The sequence below is a fragment of the Acidovorax sp. JMULE5 genome, from assembly GCF_013376875.1.
In the GTDB taxonomy this organism is placed as follows: Bacteria; Pseudomonadota; Gammaproteobacteria; order Burkholderiales; family Burkholderiaceae_C; genus Acidovorax; species Acidovorax facilis.
Map to the genome: position 1 here is coordinate 3,522,046 of NZ_CP035951.1, position 13,763 is coordinate 3,535,808.

Sequence of the window (13,763 nt, forward strand, 5' to 3'; positions counted from 1 at the left end):
GGGGGGCTTGCAGCGTGGCACGTGGGGCGGTGGGCAGGGGCGGATCAAAGAAGGAGGAACCCGCCCACCTCAGAGTCTGGGGGGAGCGGGTTTGTAAAATCGGATTATCCATGAGCCACCCATCTTCCCCTTCTCCCGCCTGCCCGCCCCTGGGCACGACCGTGGCAACCCCCGCAACTTCCACCGTGGCCTGGCCCGATGCGGCCCGCCAGACAGCCTTCGAGGCCTGGCTGGCGCCCCTGGTGGGCCCGCACCAGCTACTGCCCGCCACGCTGCGCCCCGCCTCGGCGGACGCGAGCTTTCGGCGCTACCTGCGCATCGACAGCGCCATGGGCAGCAGCCGCATCGTGATGGATGCGCCGCCGGACAAGGAAAACTGCAAGCCCTTCGTGCAGGTGCAGGGCCTGATGGCCGCTGCGGGCCTGAACGTGCCGCAAATCCTGGCCTGGGACGAGCCCGGCGGCTTCATGCTGCTGTCCGACCTAGGCCATCAGACGCTGATCGAGCTGCTGAACCCCGAAAAGCCCCAGGACGCCTACGCCTGGTACCAGCAGGCCACCGATGTGCTGCTGGACTGGCAAAAAGCCTCCCAGCCGGGCGTGCTGCCGTCCTATGACGAGGCGCTGCTGCGCCGCGAGTTGGCGCTGTACCCGGACTGGTATCTGGCAAAACACCGTGGCGTGACATTGGACGATAACCAGCGGGCCACGCTGCAAGGCGCCTTTGATGCCATCGTGGCGCACAACCTCGCGGCGCCCAGCGTCTTTGTTCACCGCGACTTCATGACCAGAAACCTGATGGCCCCTGTCGAACAAGGCGCGCCCCTCGGCGTTCTGGACTTCCAGGACGCCGTCTACGGCCCTATCACCTACGACATTGCCAGCCTGCTGCGCGATGCGTTCATCAGCTGGGAAGAGGAATTTGTCATCGACATTACGGTGCGTTACTGGGAGAAGGCGCGCAAGGCTGGACTGCTGGGGGCCCGCAGCGCCAGCGGCTGGGGCGATGACTTCGGCGAGTTCTACCGTGCGGTGGAATGGATGGGCCTGCAGCGCCACCTCAAGGTCGCGGGCATCTTTGCGCGCCTGACCCTGCGCGACGGCAAGCCCAAGTACCTGGCCGATGCGCCGCGTTTCATGGCCTACATCCGCGCCACGGCCAACCGCTACCGGCAGCTGGGGCCGCTGCTCAAGATGCTCGACCAGATCGAAGGTACCGAGCCGGTGGTGGGCTTTGCCTACGGCCGGATGTAGCGGCGCGACTGGGCGCACGCAGTAAAGCAGAATAAAATTAGGCTCTAGCGCTTATCTATCAAGCGCAAGCAGCTATAAATAAAGTAGCAAATGCCCCGTTTCCATTGCCCGACCCTTCTGGCCACCGGCGCCGAGTTGGATTTGCCCCCCGGCGCTGCGCGCCACGTGCAGGTGCTGCGCCTGCAGCCGGGCGACACCATCACGCTGTTCCACGGCGGGCAAGCCGAGGGCGACCCGGGCGGCGAATTCGACGCCACCGTACTGAAGATGGGCCGCAGCGATGTGCGCGTGGTTGTGGGCGCCCACCATGCCACCGAACGTGAAGCCCCGCGCGCCGTGCACCTGCTGGCCGGTATCACCGCCAACGAACGCATGGACTGGCTGGTGGAGAAAGCCACCGAGCTGGGCGTGGCGAGCATCACGCCCCTGGTGGCCGAGCGCAGCGTGCTCAAGCTCAAAGGCGAGCGGGCCGAGAAAAAAATCGCCCACTGGCAGGCCGTGGCCGTGGCCGCCTGCGAGCAGTGCGGCCGCAACCGCGTGCCCGTGGTGCACAACGCCGTGGACCTGGCAGGCTGGGTGCGCGCCCAGGCCCAGGCCACCACAGTGCAGCGCCTGCTGCTGTCGCTGCGCGCGGGCACGGCGCCGCTGCACACGGCGGCGGGCCCGGCCGGGCCCGTGGTGTTTCTCTCCGGCCCCGAAGGCGGGCTCTCCAGCACCGAGGAAGACCTGGCACTGCAACACAGCTTTGCCCCGGTCACGCTGGGCCCCCGTGTGCTGCGCGCCGAGACCGCACCGCTGGCCGCCTTGGCGGCACTCACCCTTCTTTAAGGATGACCTGCATAACTCCCTGCGGTCTGTGATAGCGCGGCCTCGGGCGGTTCGCTGCGTTGCTTTTCTTGCCAATAGCCCTGCTATTGGCTGCCAAAAGACGCCTTGCGCCCCATCCCGATCCGCACTACCACCGACTCGCGAGGGTTATGCAGGACATCCTTAACGGGGTCAGGGTCCTTCGGCGAAACCCCAGGCCGCGCCTGGGCAGGGCTGTACGCCGGGCGATGACCCTCCTAGAATGAAAAGCGCACGGCCAGGCCCCGTTGCACGCCGCAGCGCAGCCCCACCCATCCACACGCCACCCGACCGCCCTGGCAGGAGCACCCACCTTGCGCACACCTTCCCGCTGGCAACGCGTTCGGGACGTGGTTCTCTCCACCGACCGTCGGCGGCGCACGCTGGTGGCCATGGCCTTGCTCGCGCTGGTGCTCATGACCAGCAGTGCAGGCGTCATGCTGATGGTGGCAACGGCGAGCAGCGCAGTGAACGCCGTTGCCGTGCAGTGGTGGGCCGCCATCTCGGTCGGCGGGCTGGTGGTGATGACCGCGTTCATCCGTTCGGGCGAGACCGCCCGGCTCAGCGACCCCTCACTCACCGTGCCCCAGATGGTCTGGACCATCACCAGCGGCGCCGTGGCTTATGTGCTGGCGGGCGACGCGCGGGGCGTGGTGCCCGCCGTGCTGGCCATGATCCTGTTCTTTGGCACCTTTGGCCTGACCGTGGCCGAGGTGATCGGCATCGGCGTGTACGCACTGCTGGCCTTCGGCTGTGCGGTGGCGGCCACCACGCGTTTTAACGCCAGCCCGTTTGGGTACCTGGATACCGCCTATGCGCTCATGGTGCTGATCGTGCTGGGCGGCAGCATTGCGCTGAACCTGCGCATCCAGCGCATCCGCGCGCGGCTGCAGGAGCAGCGCGAGGCGCTGGCCCAGGCGCTCGCCGTCAACCGCGATCTGGCCACCCGCGACGAGCTGACCGCCCTGCCCAACCGCCGCGCCATGCAGGACCTGATGGAACTGGAACGCCGCCGCAACCTGCGCAACGGCCGCCCCCTGCTGCTGGCCCAGCTGGACATTGACCACTTCAAGCGCGTCAACGACAGCCATGGCCACGCCACGGGCGACCGGGCGCTGCAGGCCTTTGCGGGCATCGTGCGGGCCAGCGTGCGTGACACCGATGTGCTGGCCCGCTGGGGTGGCGAAGAGTTTGTGCTGCTGCTGTCCGACACCCAGATGGACGATGCCCGCGACCTGCTGGAGCGCGTGCGCCAGGCCGTGGCTGCGATGGAGATTCCGCACGCTGCCGGCGTGCTGCGCATGACGGTATCGGCTGGCCTGGCACTGCACCTGCCCGGCGACATGGTGGAGCAGACGCTGGAGCGCGCCGACCAGGCGCTGTACACCGCCAAGTCGCTGGGACGCAACCGCGTTGTGGTGGCGCCCTCCGGCCCGCGCGCCGCGCGGGCCTCGGCCGCGTCCTCCTGACTCCCGCTGCCTGGCTGGTGCAGGTGCTCAGGCACTCAGCCGTGGCGGCGCGCGCATCTGCTCCGGGGTGGTGAAGTAGGCTGCCAAGGTGCCGAGCTGCTCGCGCGCCTGACGCAGTTCGTGCCGCGCCACGGTGCGCAGATGCACCTCGTCCGGCCCATCCATCAGCCGCAACGCGCGGCCCCAGGTCCAGAACGCCGCCAGCGGCGTGTCGGGCGACAGGCCCATGGCACCAAAGATCTGCATGGCGCGGTCCACCACGCGCTGCTGCAGGCGCGCGGCCACCACCTTGATGGCGGCAACCTGGGCACGCACAGTGCGCGCATCCGCCGCGTCGCCCTGGTCCAGCAGCCAGGCCGCATGCAGCACCAGCAGGCGCGCCTGGTCGATCTCGATGCGCGACTCGGCCAGCCACTCCTGCACGTTGGCCTGCTCGGCCAGCGGCTTGCCAAACGCCGTGCGCTCCAGCGCCCGCTCGGTGGCCAGGGAGAGCGCCAGCTCGCACTGGCCGATGGTGCGCATGCAGTGGTGCACACGGCCGGGGCCCAGGCGCGCCTGGGCCATCGCAAAGCCGGCCCCCCAATCGCCCAGCAGGTGGTCCGCAGGCACACGCACGCCCTGCAGCAGGATCTCGCAATGCCCCTCGGGCGCATGGTGGTGCAGCACGCTGATGTTGCGCACGATCTGCACACCCGGCGCGTCCACGGGCACCAGCACCATGCTGTGGCGATGGTGGCTGTCGGTCTGGTCGTCACCTGCATTGCGGCACAGCACGATGAGCAGCTGGCAGTGCGGATGCGCCGCGCCGGTGATGAACCACTTGCGACCGCTGAGCACCAGGTGGTCACCCTCGCGCCGCACCGTGGTCTGCAGGTTGGTAGGGTCGGACGAGGCCACGTCGGGCTCGCTCATCGCAAAGGCCGAACGCATCTGGCCGTGCAGCAGCGGCACCAGCCAGCGGGCGCGCTGGGCGGGTGTGGCAAAGCGGTGCAACAGCTCGATGTTGCCGGTGTCCGGCGCGTGGCAGTTGAACACCTCGGCCGCCCAGGGCAGGCGGCCCATGGCCTCGGCCAGCGGCGCGTAGTCGAGGTTGCACAGGCGCGTGCCGGGCTCGTCGTCCTGCAGCGTGGGCAGGAACAGGTTCCACAGGCCTTCCTCGCGGGCGAGCGCCTTCAGGTCCTCCACAAAAGGCGGCGGGTAGTCGCCCGCCAGCACGGCCGCATGCCAGGCAGGGTTGTAGGGCAGCAGATACCGGTCCATGAACGCCAGCAGGCGATCACGCCATTGAAGGGCCAGAGGGGAAGGTGCGAAGTCCATGAGGGCATTGTGAAAACAGCGCCAGCGCGCGTCACAACGCAGGCGACAACGGGCTTGATACAGGTCAGGACCGGGCCAGGTGGATGACACAGCGGGCCTGCAGATGCTTCTGTTTTTATAGCTGCTATCGCTTATCAAACAGGCGCCATAGCCCTATTTCATGCAAGAAACCTCAACGCCACACGCTACCATCGCCCCATGAGCACCCATTACGAAACCCTGCCCCACGCCGACACCTACCGCGAGGCCTTTGCGGTTGAGCCACCGCAGGGTCTGGGTGAACGCCACCTGTGGCCACGCAAGCCCGGCTTCTTCATCGTGCATGCGGCCACGGCAGCCGCCATCGCCCAGCCAGCGGTGGCCAAAGCGACGGCCGACGCCGAACCCAGCCCCCCGGCAGACACGCCCACAGACGCACCCGCCGCCAGCACGGAACGCGTGCTCGTGCCCGCGCAATGGGGCCTGGTGCCGCACTGGGTCAAGTCGGCATCCGATGCCAAGCTGCGCGCGCCCAAGCTGGTCAATGCCAAGTCCGACACCGCCTCCACCGGCACGGCGTTCCGCGACGCGTGGCTGAATGGCCAGCGCTGCATCGTGCCCATGGTGGCGTTTTACGAAGACGACCTGCGCAGCGGCAAGGCCGTGCCTACCCGCGTGGCGCGCGTGGACGGCAAGCCCATGGGCGTGGCGGGCCTGTGGGCGCGCTGGCAGGGGGCCGATGGCGAGGTGATCATCAGCTACTGCCTGCTCACGGTGAACGCCAACAACCACGCACTGCTGCACCGCTACGGCCAGCCCGGCAGCGAAAAAAGCATGCCCGCCATCCTGAACGAAGGCGCCTACGACGCGTGGCTCACGGCCCGGCCCGACAAGGCCAAGGAGTTCATGCGCCAGTACGCGGCCCAGTGGCTGCTGGCCAACCCGGTGGAAAAAAAGGCGGACAAGGTGCCCAAGGGCCTGCTGGGCTGATTCCGCGCCGCGTGAGCGGCACGGTGGCGCGCCGGGGCGCTCAGGACGGCCGCTTCATCTGGCAGGACGTTGGCTGGGCGCTGATGTAGTTGTCCCAGGCCACTTCGGAGCGGAAGCCGTAGCCGGTCTTCTCCGCGTCGTACTTCACGCCCTTGCTGCCCTGCTTGGCCCAGATGCCCAGGTACAGCGGTGCTTCGAGCTGGTGGTCGGTCTTGCGCATGCGCACCTCGCCCATGGGGCTCTTGTAGGTCATGCCTTCCAGGGCCAGGGCCACCTTCTTGGCGTCGGTGGACTCGGCTTTGCGCATGGCCTCGCGCAGCATGTGCATGCTGTTCCAGTGCGCGGCAAACACAAAGTCGTCGCCGGTCTTCTTCTTGTAGTCCACGTAGATCTTTTCCAGCTCGGGCGTGGGGGCGTTATGCACCCAGTTCCACACCACGCCCACCTTGCCTTCGCCCCACGCGCCGATCTGCGCGGGCGTGCCGGGGTTGTTGGCGTTGAGGGTGAAGTAGTTGATGTTCAGGCCGTAGTCGCGCGAGGACTTGAACAGCAGCGTCAGGTCGCTGCCCCAGTTGGAGGTGATGACCGTGTCGGCCTTGGCAGCGGCCATCTTTGCCACATAGGGGGCAAAGTCACGCGTCTGCGCGATGGGGATGAAGTCGTCGCCCACGATCTCGATGTCGGGCCGCTTGCGCGCCAGGTATTCCTTGGCGGCCTTGGAGACCTGGCGGCCGTGGGTGTAGTCCTGGTTGAGCAGGTACACGCGCTTCACATCCTTGCGGCCTTGCAGGTAGGTGGTCAGCGCCTCCATCTTCATCTCACTTGATGGATAGAAGCGGAAGTGCCAGAAGCTGCAGCGCTCGTTGGTGAGCTGCGGGTCCATGGCGGCGTAGTTGAGGTACACGGTGGCGCGCTCCGGGTCGCGCTCGGCGAGCTTGTTGAGGCCGTCCACCAGCGCCAGAGCCACCCCCGATCCGCCCCCTTGGGTGATGTAGCGCACGCCCCGGTCGGTGGCAGCCTTGAGTGCGTTCAGGCTCTCCTGCGGCGTGCCCTTGTTGTCGAAGTCCATCACCTCGAACTTGGGCTCGTTGGGCCCCGCCTTGGCATTGACCTGCGCCACCACCTCGCGCAGCTGATTGAGCGAGCTTTGGCCGGTGAGCGCAAACGGGCCGGACAGCAGGTCGATGAAGCCGATCTTCACCGTCTCGGCCGCGCCGGCATGCGCCGCAATCACCAGCGCTGCGGCGCAGGCGCCAGCCTTGAACCATTGATGAGGCCATTTCCTGGGAACCAAATTCATGTCTGTCTCCGTGGGGTGGGTGAGTGGGAAAGAAAGGAAAGCCGAAAGCCGTCAACGCGTGGCTGCGTCACTCGCCGCCGAACACCGAGCCATGGCGTTGCCGCAGCTCGCTTTTCTGGACCTTGCCGGTGCCGCCCAATGGCAGGCTCTCGACAAACAGCACGTCGTCGGGCAGCCACCACTTGGCCACGCGCTCTGCGAGGAAGTCCAGGATCTGCGCCTTGTCGAGCGACTGGCCGGGCTTGCGCACGATGAAGAGCAGCGGGCGTTCGTCCCATCGGGGGTGCTTTACGCCGATGACAGCGGCCATGGCCACCGCGGGATGCGCCACAGCGGCGTTCTCCAGGTCGATGGAGCTGATCCATTCGCCACCCGACTTGATCACGTCCTTGGTGCGGTCGCGGATCTGCACCACGCCCTGCGGGTTGATGGTGGCGATGTCGCCCGTGGGGAACCAGCCATCCACCAACGCCGAACGCTCGGCCTTGTGGTACCGGTCCACGATCCACTGGCCGCGCACCATCAACTCGCCCTGCGCCACGCCGTCGCGCGGCAGGCTGGCGCCGTTTTCGTCGACCAGCTTGAGTTCAATGCCGAACACCGACTTGCCCTGCTTGGCCACCAGTGCATGGCGGTCCTCGGGCGGCAGTTCGGCATCCGCAGCGCCCAGCACGCTCATGGTGGCGATGGCCGTGGTCTCAGTCATGCCCCAGCCGTGGCGCACCTCCACGTCGTACACGTCGTTGAACTTGGCGATCAGCGCCTTGGGCATGGCCGATCCGCCCACGCCCGTGCGGCGCATGGTGCTAAAGCGCAGCTGGTGCTGCTCCACATGCTGGATCAGGCCCATCCAGATCGTCGGCACGCCCGCGCTGACGGTGACGCGCTCAGTCTCCATCAGCTCGTACAGGCTGGCCGCGTCCAGGCGCGGGCCGGGCAGCACGAGCTTGGCGCCGCCGATCAGGGCCGCATAAGGCAGGCACCAGGCGTTGATGTGGAACATGGGCACCACGGGCAGGATGGTCTCCCGTGCGCTGATGCTCAGCACGCCCGGCATGCAGGCCGACAGGGCACTGAGCGCCAGTGCCCGGTGCGAATACAGCACGCCCTTGGGGTTGCCGGTGGTGCCCGACGTGTAGCACAGCGCCGCGCCGGTCTTTTCATCACATTCGGGCCACACAAAGCGGTCATGCTGGCCGGCCACCAGGGTCTCGTAGGCCTCGACCCCGGGCACCCCTTGCAGGTCGATGGTGCCAAGCATTTCGGCATCACACAGCGCCACCCAGTGCCGCACGCGGGGGCACGACGCCGCAATGGCACGCACCAGCGGTGCAAAGGTGGTGTCAAACAGCACCACCTCGTCTTCGGCGTGGTTGACGATGTAGGCCAGCTGCTCGGGGTGCAGGCGCGGGTTGCAGGTGTGCATGACCATGCCGCTGCCGGACACGGCGTAGTACGCCTCCAGGTGGCGGTGGTTGTTCCAGGCCAGCGATCCCACCACACTACTGGGGCGCAGGCCCAGCGCCTGCAGCGCGTTGGCCAGCTGCCGGGCGCGCCGGGCCATGTCGGCGAAACGGTAGCGGTGCAAGCTGCCATCGGTGTCGCGCGAGACGACCTGCTGATCGCCGTACTGGTTCTCGCCATGTTCGAGGATGGCCGAAACCAGTAATGGCCGGTCCATCATGCTGCCGGGCTGTTGCTGCTGCATTGCCGTTGTCTCCTAGGGATGTGCGCTGTGCTGCATCGCGGCATCTGTCGGTGCCGGTGCAGAGCCCTCTGTGCTGGGGCTGGCACATCGTCGCAAACAACGCGGGGCGTGCTTGTCTTCTACGTGACTGGGGAGCGCTGCACCGCCGCGGTGCGCGGTGGTGTCACAGGCCCAGCGCCGTAAAAAGCCCGTCCACGCGCGCCTGCACGGCGGCCTCCATGACCATGGGGCTGCCCCATTCGCGCTGCGTCTCGCCGGGCCACTTGTTGGTGGCGTCCATCCCCATCTTGCTGCCCAGCCCGCTCACAGGTGAGGCGAAGTCCAGGTAGTCGATGGGTGTGTGCTCCACCAGTAACGTGTCGCGCGCGGGGTCCATGCGCGTGGTGATGGCCCAGATCACGTCTTTCCAGTCGCGCACATCCACATCGGCATCGACCACCACGATGAACTTGGTGTACATGAACTGGCGCAGGTGGCTCCACACGCCCATCATCACGCGCCGCGCGTGGCCTGCGTAGGCCTTGCGGATGCTGACCACCGCTAGCCGATAGCTGCAGCCTTCGGGCGGCAGGTAGAAGTCCACGATCTCGGGGAACTGCTTTTGCAAGAGCGGGATGAACAGCTCGTTCATCGCCAGGCCCAGCACGGCGGGTTCGTCGGGCGGCTTGCCCGTGTAGGTGCTGTGGTAGATCGCGTCCTTGCGCAGGGTGATGCGGTCCACGGTGAGGACGGGGAACTCGGCGCATTCGTTGTAGTAGCCGGTGTGGTCGCCGTAAGGGCCTTCCAGCGCGTGCTGCCAGCCGCTCGGGTGGCTCGCGTCGGGCTGGATATGGCCTTCGAGCACGATCTCGGCGGTGGCGGGCACCTGCAGGGGCACGCCCAGAGCGGGCGTGACTTCGGTGCGGGCGCCGCGCAGCAGGCCGGCAAACTGGTATTCGCTCAACGCATCGGGCACGGGCGTGACGGCGCCCAGCAACGTGGCCGGGTCGGCCCCCAGCGCCACGGCCACGGGGTAGGGCTGGCCGGGGTGCTGGGCGCAGTGGTCGGCAAAATCCAGCGCCCCGCCCCGGTGGGCCAGCCAGCGCACGATGACCTGGTTGCGCGAGAGCACCTGCTGGCGGTAGATGCCCAGGTTCTGCCGCGCCTTGCGCGGGCCGCGCGTGATGGTCAGGCCCCAGGTGATGAGCGGGGCCACGTCGCCAGGCCAGCAGTGCTGCACGGGCAGGCGGGCGAGGTCCACGTCCGGTCCCTCCCACACCTCCTGCTGGCAGGGCGCGCCGCGTGTGACGGTATGGGGCGCCATGTTCCACAAGGTCTTGAGCAGCTGGCCCATGCCCAGCATGTCCTTGAAGCCTTTGGGCGCCTCGGGCTCCTTGAGCGTGGCCAGCAGCTCGCCCAGGGCGCGCACACCGCGCAGGTTGGCCACACCCATGGCGCGCGCCACGCGGTCTGTGGTGCCAAACAGGTTGGTGAGCACCGGCATGGTGTGGCCCGTGGGCTGCTCGAACAGCAGCGCTGGCCCTCCGGCGCGCAGTACACGGTCGCTCAGCGCGGTCATCTCCAGGTGGGGCGAAACCGGCTCCGCCACGCGGCGCAGATCGCCCGTGGCTTCGAGCTGGGCCATGAAGTCGCGCAGGTCGCGGTAGGCCATATCAGGTCCAGAATTTGAATGAAATTGGCCGCTAGCGCTTTTCCAACAAGCGCAAACAGCTATCAATTAAGGAGCGTTCAGCTCCAGACCTTGCCACCGAGGCGCCAGGGCGTGCGGCACATCGATAAGGTCGAGCACGCGCGCCACGCTGTAGTCCACCACCTCGCCCACGGTCTGCGGGCGCAGGTAGAAGGCGGGCAGCGGCGGACAGATGATGCCGCCCATCTCGGTCACGGCCACCATATTGCGCAGGTGCGTGAGGTGCAGGGGCGACTCGCGCACCATCAGCACCAGGCGGCGGCGCTCCTTGAGCGCCACGTCGGCCGCGCGCGTGAGCAGGTTGTCGGCCAGGCCGTGCGCAATGGCGGCGAGTGTGCGCATGGAGCAGGGTGCCACCACCATGGCATGGCACTGGAACGAGCCACTTGCAACGGCCGCGCCCACGTTGTGCACGTCGTGCACGCGGTGCGCCAGGGCCTCCACCGCAGCGCGGTCCATGTCCAGCTCGTGCTGCAGGTTGCGCCAACCGGCGTCGGAGACGATCAGGTGGGTCTCGATGCCGCTCTGGCCCTGCAGCACCTGCAAGAGGCGCGCGCCATACACGGCGCCGCTGGCGCCCGAGATCGCGACGATGATGCGGCGGGTGTGGGCAGCATCAGCCATGCGAGGGCTCCACGGCGGCAGAGCGAGCCAAGGGCTGCGCCTGCTGGTCGGCCTCCACCTGCTCCAGCACCAGCGCGGCCTGCACGGGGTCGAAGTCTTCGTGCGCGCGCTTTTTCACGCCATACTGCTGCAGCTGGTAATGCCGCTCGGCTGCGATGCCGTGGCGCGCGAGCGTGCTTTTGACGCAGACCAGGGGGCAGCCGTCGAGCGCGATGATGGGCCGACCCGAGCGCACGGTTTTCATGAGGTGCGGCACATCGCCACCCACCCCGGCGATGCACGACATCTCGGCCACGCCGCGCCGGTCGAGCTGCAACGCCACGTGGTTGGCCAGCTGGGCGGCGCTGGAGCAGCCCGAGCAGGAATAGACCAAGGGGTGGTTCTGGGGATCGGTGTCGGTGTCCATGCTTATCCTCCGTGGCGTGGTGTGGGGTCCAGGCGGCGCCGCAGGTGGCCCAGCACCTGGCGCGGCGCCAACTTCTGCGCCCACTGGCGCGGGTCCAGCACCGACAGCTCGATGGCATCGAGCGCGTTCTTCACCACCAGGCCCAGCTCGGTGTCGCCCTCCATCGACAGGCGGCGGCTGAAGAACAGCGTGTCCGGGTCTTGCTGGCGCTGGGCCAGCAGCAGGAAGTCGTGCGCCGTGGCGCTCAGCGTCACGTCGGCCACCGCCGGGGCCACCAGCGGGGCGTGGGGTGCAAAACGCTGGCCCGTCCAGGCAAAGTCAAAGGCAACGCGCGCATCGCGCACTTGCACGCGCATCTTCTTGTGCAGCAGCAAGCGGCCCACGTCGTCGGGCAGGTGCCGCGCGAGCGCCAGGTTGAGCGCCGTCACCAGCAGCATGGAGCCGGGGTAGGCAGGCAGGCGCGAGAGCAAGGCCCCCACGGGAGGCGGCACCACCCGCAGGTTCGCGGCAGGCGTGGGTGAAGAAGGGAAAGCAGCCATAGGTAGAAGACGGGCCCTCAGGCCACATAGAAAAACACGGTGAAGAAGTGGCAGACGCTGCCGCCCAGCACAAACAGGTGCCACAGCCCATGGCCGTGGCGCACGCGGTGGTCCAGCGCATAAAAGACGATGCCCAGCGTGTAGCAGGCCCCGCCCGCCAGCAGCCAGGCAAACCCGGCAGGCTTGAGCGCCCGCCACAGCGGCACCACGGCCACCAGCGCCAGCCAGCCCATGAGCACATAGATGACCAGCGACAACACGCGCGCGCCACGCGCCCACCACATCTCCTGCGCAATGCCCAGCAGGGCCAGGCCCCACACCACGCCCAGCAGCGACCAGCCCCAGGGTCCGCGCAGCGACACCAGCGCAAACGGCGTATAGCTGCCCGCAATCAGCAGGTAGATGCTGCAGTGGTCCAGCTTTTGCAGCACGGCCTTGATGGTGCGCCGACGCACGCTGTGGTACGCGGCGGAGGCGGCGTACAGCGCCACCAGCATGGCGCCGTAGATGCTGAACGCCACCACCTTCCACGGATCGCCCAGGCGCGCAGCAAGGGTGATGAGCACAGTCGCGCCCGCCGTGGCCAGCAGGGCGCCCACCAGGTGGCTGATGCTGTTGAAACGTTCGCCGGGGTACATGCGGTGATTCGCTTCGCGTTATGGATGCATGGCAGGCCGCGCGGCAGCACCACCCCCAGCGCCATGCAGCCCCTGCTCCAGGCCCGGTCGCCCGAACCAGTAGCCGTTGCAGGGCAGATCGGGCATGAAGGGCTGCATGCGCTCCACAAAGTCGGGGGTCTTTTCGGCAGCATCCCCCGCAGCCACGGCGTGGCGGGCTTCGTCAAACGCAGCGATCACCTGCGCCATGTGCTGCGCCTGCGGGCTCAGCCGCACCACGTCCACGCCCTGGGCCTGCATCGCCGCCAGTTCGTTGGCCAGGTTGTAGACGCGGGCCGACTGGGTCTGCGTGCCGTTAAGCACGAGAAAGCCCTCGCTCTCGCGCGTGCGCAGCGGCAGTCCGTCAGCATGGTCAAGGCAGCTGAACTGGCAGTCGTCCTTGGGCAGGTTGCGGTGGCGTGCGGTAAAGCAGCGTGCCGAATAGGCCAGCGGCATGCGTCCGTAAGCAAACACCTCTGTCTCCAAACCTGCGGGCCGCTGCGCCAGCACGGCAGCGAGCGCGTCCTGCGACATTTCAAGCGGCATCACCCAGCGCGTGGCACCCAGCTGCGCCATCCATTGCAGCGAGTGCGCGTTGTAGAGGTTCAGGTGCGGTCCGGCCACAAAGGCCTGCGGCCCGGCGGGTGCGCGCGCAAGACAGCTCACGGCGCCCATGTCATTGGCCTCAACCAGAAATTCGCCGTTGCCCGTGATCTTGTGCATCACACCCACGTCGGCGCTGGACTCGATGAGCACCTGGCTGGACAAGACCGCCTCCTTGCCCGCGTCCCGCAGCATGCGCGCCAGCGCCAGCCAGTCGGCCAGGCGCAGCTCATGGCGGCGCGAACACACCGTCTCGCCCAGGTACACCACATCCACAGGCGTGGCGGCCATGGCTTCGTAGAACGCGAACACGGTGTCGCGGGGCCAGTAGTACAGCAGCGGTCCGAGAGAGAGTTTCATGGGGCGGTCTCCGGGGTTTCATC

At 67.7% G+C, this 13,763-nt stretch carries 13 protein-coding genes; 4 read left to right on the plus strand and 9 right to left on the minus strand.

Going from position 1 to position 13,763, the window contains the following annotated elements:
• Positions 1 to 110 precede the first annotated feature (110 nt).
• The 3 genes from EXV95_RS16020 to EXV95_RS16030 all read left to right on the plus strand — a co-directional run bounded on the left by EXV95_RS16020 (position 111) and on the right by EXV95_RS16030 (position 3,568).
• Positions 111 to 1,253: an aminoglycoside phosphotransferase family protein gene (locus tag EXV95_RS16020; RefSeq protein ID WP_255484758.1), complete on the plus strand. Its 1,143-nt coding sequence runs from the start codon at positions 111 to 113 to the stop codon at positions 1,251 to 1,253.
• 90 nt (positions 1,254 to 1,343) lie between these two features.
• Positions 1,344 to 2,081, plus strand: a complete 738-nt coding sequence (locus EXV95_RS16025) for a 16S rRNA (uracil(1498)-N(3))-methyltransferase (protein WP_055395812.1) — start codon at positions 1,344 to 1,346, stop codon at positions 2,079 to 2,081.
• Positions 2,082 to 2,413: 332 nt separating this feature from the next.
• Complete coding sequence (locus EXV95_RS16030; RefSeq protein WP_255484759.1) at positions 2,414 to 3,568, plus strand: diguanylate cyclase; 1,155 nt, start codon at positions 2,414 to 2,416, stop codon at positions 3,566 to 3,568.
• Positions 3,569 to 3,595: 27 nt separating this feature from the next.
• Here EXV95_RS16030 and EXV95_RS16035 read toward each other — a convergent pair whose 3' ends face one another.
• The gene (locus EXV95_RS16035) at positions 3,596 to 4,885 is read right to left on the minus strand and encodes an acyl-CoA dehydrogenase family protein (RefSeq protein WP_176887594.1); all 1,290 of its coding nucleotides are present in this window, start codon (positions 4,883 to 4,885) and stop codon (positions 3,596 to 3,598) included.
• Between the two features lie 198 nt (positions 4,886 to 5,083).
• On the opposite strand from EXV95_RS16035, the gene EXV95_RS16040 reads away from it, so the two are divergent.
• Positions 5,084 to 5,854 (plus strand): SOS response-associated peptidase, encoded by a 771-nt coding sequence (locus tag EXV95_RS16040; RefSeq protein WP_176887595.1) that lies wholly within the window; start codon positions 5,084 to 5,086, stop codon positions 5,852 to 5,854.
• A gap of 40 nt (positions 5,855 to 5,894) precedes the next feature.
• On the opposite strand, the gene EXV95_RS16045 is transcribed toward EXV95_RS16040, so the two are convergent.
• From EXV95_RS16045 to EXV95_RS16080, 8 genes are all read right to left on the minus strand, one after another.
• Positions 5,895 to 7,154: a branched-chain amino acid ABC transporter substrate-binding protein gene (locus EXV95_RS16045; protein WP_176887596.1), complete on the minus strand. Its 1,260-nt coding sequence runs from the start codon at positions 7,152 to 7,154 to the stop codon at positions 5,895 to 5,897.
• A 67-nt stretch (positions 7,155 to 7,221) separates the two neighbouring features.
• Positions 7,222 to 8,862 (minus strand): long-chain-fatty-acid--CoA ligase, encoded by a 1,641-nt coding sequence (locus EXV95_RS16050; protein WP_176887597.1) that lies wholly within the window; start codon positions 8,860 to 8,862, stop codon positions 7,222 to 7,224.
• Positions 8,863 to 9,025: 163 nt separating this feature from the next.
• Positions 9,026 to 10,513, minus strand: coding sequence for a 4-hydroxy-3-polyprenylbenzoate decarboxylase (gene ubiD / locus EXV95_RS16055; protein WP_176887598.1), 1,488 nt, complete (start codon positions 10,511 to 10,513; stop codon positions 9,026 to 9,028).
• A gap of 66 nt (positions 10,514 to 10,579) precedes the next feature.
• Positions 10,580 to 11,176 (minus strand): UbiX family flavin prenyltransferase, encoded by a 597-nt coding sequence (locus EXV95_RS16060; protein WP_176887599.1) that lies wholly within the window; start codon positions 11,174 to 11,176, stop codon positions 10,580 to 10,582.
• Complete coding sequence (locus EXV95_RS16065) at positions 11,169 to 11,582, minus strand: putative zinc-binding protein (RefSeq protein ID WP_176887600.1); 414 nt, start codon at positions 11,580 to 11,582, stop codon at positions 11,169 to 11,171. The genes EXV95_RS16060 and EXV95_RS16065 overlap by 8 nt, the downstream gene beginning before the upstream one ends.
• Before the next feature lie 2 nt (positions 11,583 to 11,584).
• Positions 11,585 to 12,121, minus strand: coding sequence for an SCP2 domain-containing protein (locus EXV95_RS16070; RefSeq protein ID WP_176887601.1), 537 nt, complete (start codon positions 12,119 to 12,121; stop codon positions 11,585 to 11,587).
• A 17-nt stretch (positions 12,122 to 12,138) separates the two neighbouring features.
• Positions 12,139 to 12,759 (minus strand): hemolysin III family protein, encoded by a 621-nt coding sequence (locus EXV95_RS16075; RefSeq protein ID WP_176887602.1) that lies wholly within the window; start codon positions 12,757 to 12,759, stop codon positions 12,139 to 12,141.
• Positions 12,760 to 12,777: 18 nt separating this feature from the next.
• Positions 12,778 to 13,740 carry a U32 family peptidase gene (locus EXV95_RS16080; RefSeq protein WP_176887603.1) on the minus strand — a complete coding sequence of 321 codons (963 nt, stop codon included), beginning with the start codon at positions 13,738 to 13,740 and terminating at the stop codon, positions 12,778 to 12,780.
• Positions 13,741 to 13,763 lie beyond the last annotated feature (23 nt).

Excerpts from the sequence above, each read along its gene's own strand:
- EXV95_RS16020 (WP_255484758.1), top strand. The coding sequence starts at position 111 with ATGAGCCACCCATCTTCCCCTTCTCCCGCCTGCCCGCCCCTGGGCACG.
- EXV95_RS16025 (WP_055395812.1), top strand. The coding sequence starts at position 1,344 with ATGCCCCGTTTCCATTGCCCGACCCTTCTGGCCACCGGCGCCGAGTTG.
- EXV95_RS16035 (WP_176887594.1), bottom strand. The coding sequence starts at position 4,885 with ATGGACTTCGCACCTTCCCCTCTGGCCCTTCAATGGCGTGATCGCCTG.
- EXV95_RS16040 (WP_176887595.1), top strand. The coding sequence starts at position 5,084 with ATGAGCACCCATTACGAAACCCTGCCCCACGCCGACACCTACCGCGAG.
- EXV95_RS16045 (WP_176887596.1), bottom strand. The coding sequence starts at position 7,154 with ATGAATTTGGTTCCCAGGAAATGGCCTCATCAATGGTTCAAGGCTGGC.
- EXV95_RS16050 (WP_176887597.1), bottom strand. The coding sequence starts at position 8,862 with ATGCAGCAGCAACAGCCCGGCAGCATGATGGACCGGCCATTACTGGTT.
- ubiD (WP_176887598.1), bottom strand. The coding sequence starts at position 10,513 with ATGGCCTACCGCGACCTGCGCGACTTCATGGCCCAGCTCGAAGCCACG.
- EXV95_RS16060 (WP_176887599.1), bottom strand. The coding sequence starts at position 11,176 with ATGGCTGATGCTGCCCACACCCGCCGCATCATCGTCGCGATCTCGGGC.
- EXV95_RS16065 (WP_176887600.1), bottom strand. The coding sequence starts at position 11,582 with ATGGACACCGACACCGATCCCCAGAACCACCCCTTGGTCTATTCCTGC.
- EXV95_RS16070 (WP_176887601.1), bottom strand. The coding sequence starts at position 12,121 with ATGGCTGCTTTCCCTTCTTCACCCACGCCTGCCGCGAACCTGCGGGTG.
- EXV95_RS16075 (WP_176887602.1), bottom strand. The coding sequence starts at position 12,759 with ATGTACCCCGGCGAACGTTTCAACAGCATCAGCCACCTGGTGGGCGCC.
- EXV95_RS16080 (WP_176887603.1), bottom strand. The coding sequence starts at position 13,740 with ATGAAACTCTCTCTCGGACCGCTGCTGTACTACTGGCCCCGCGACACC.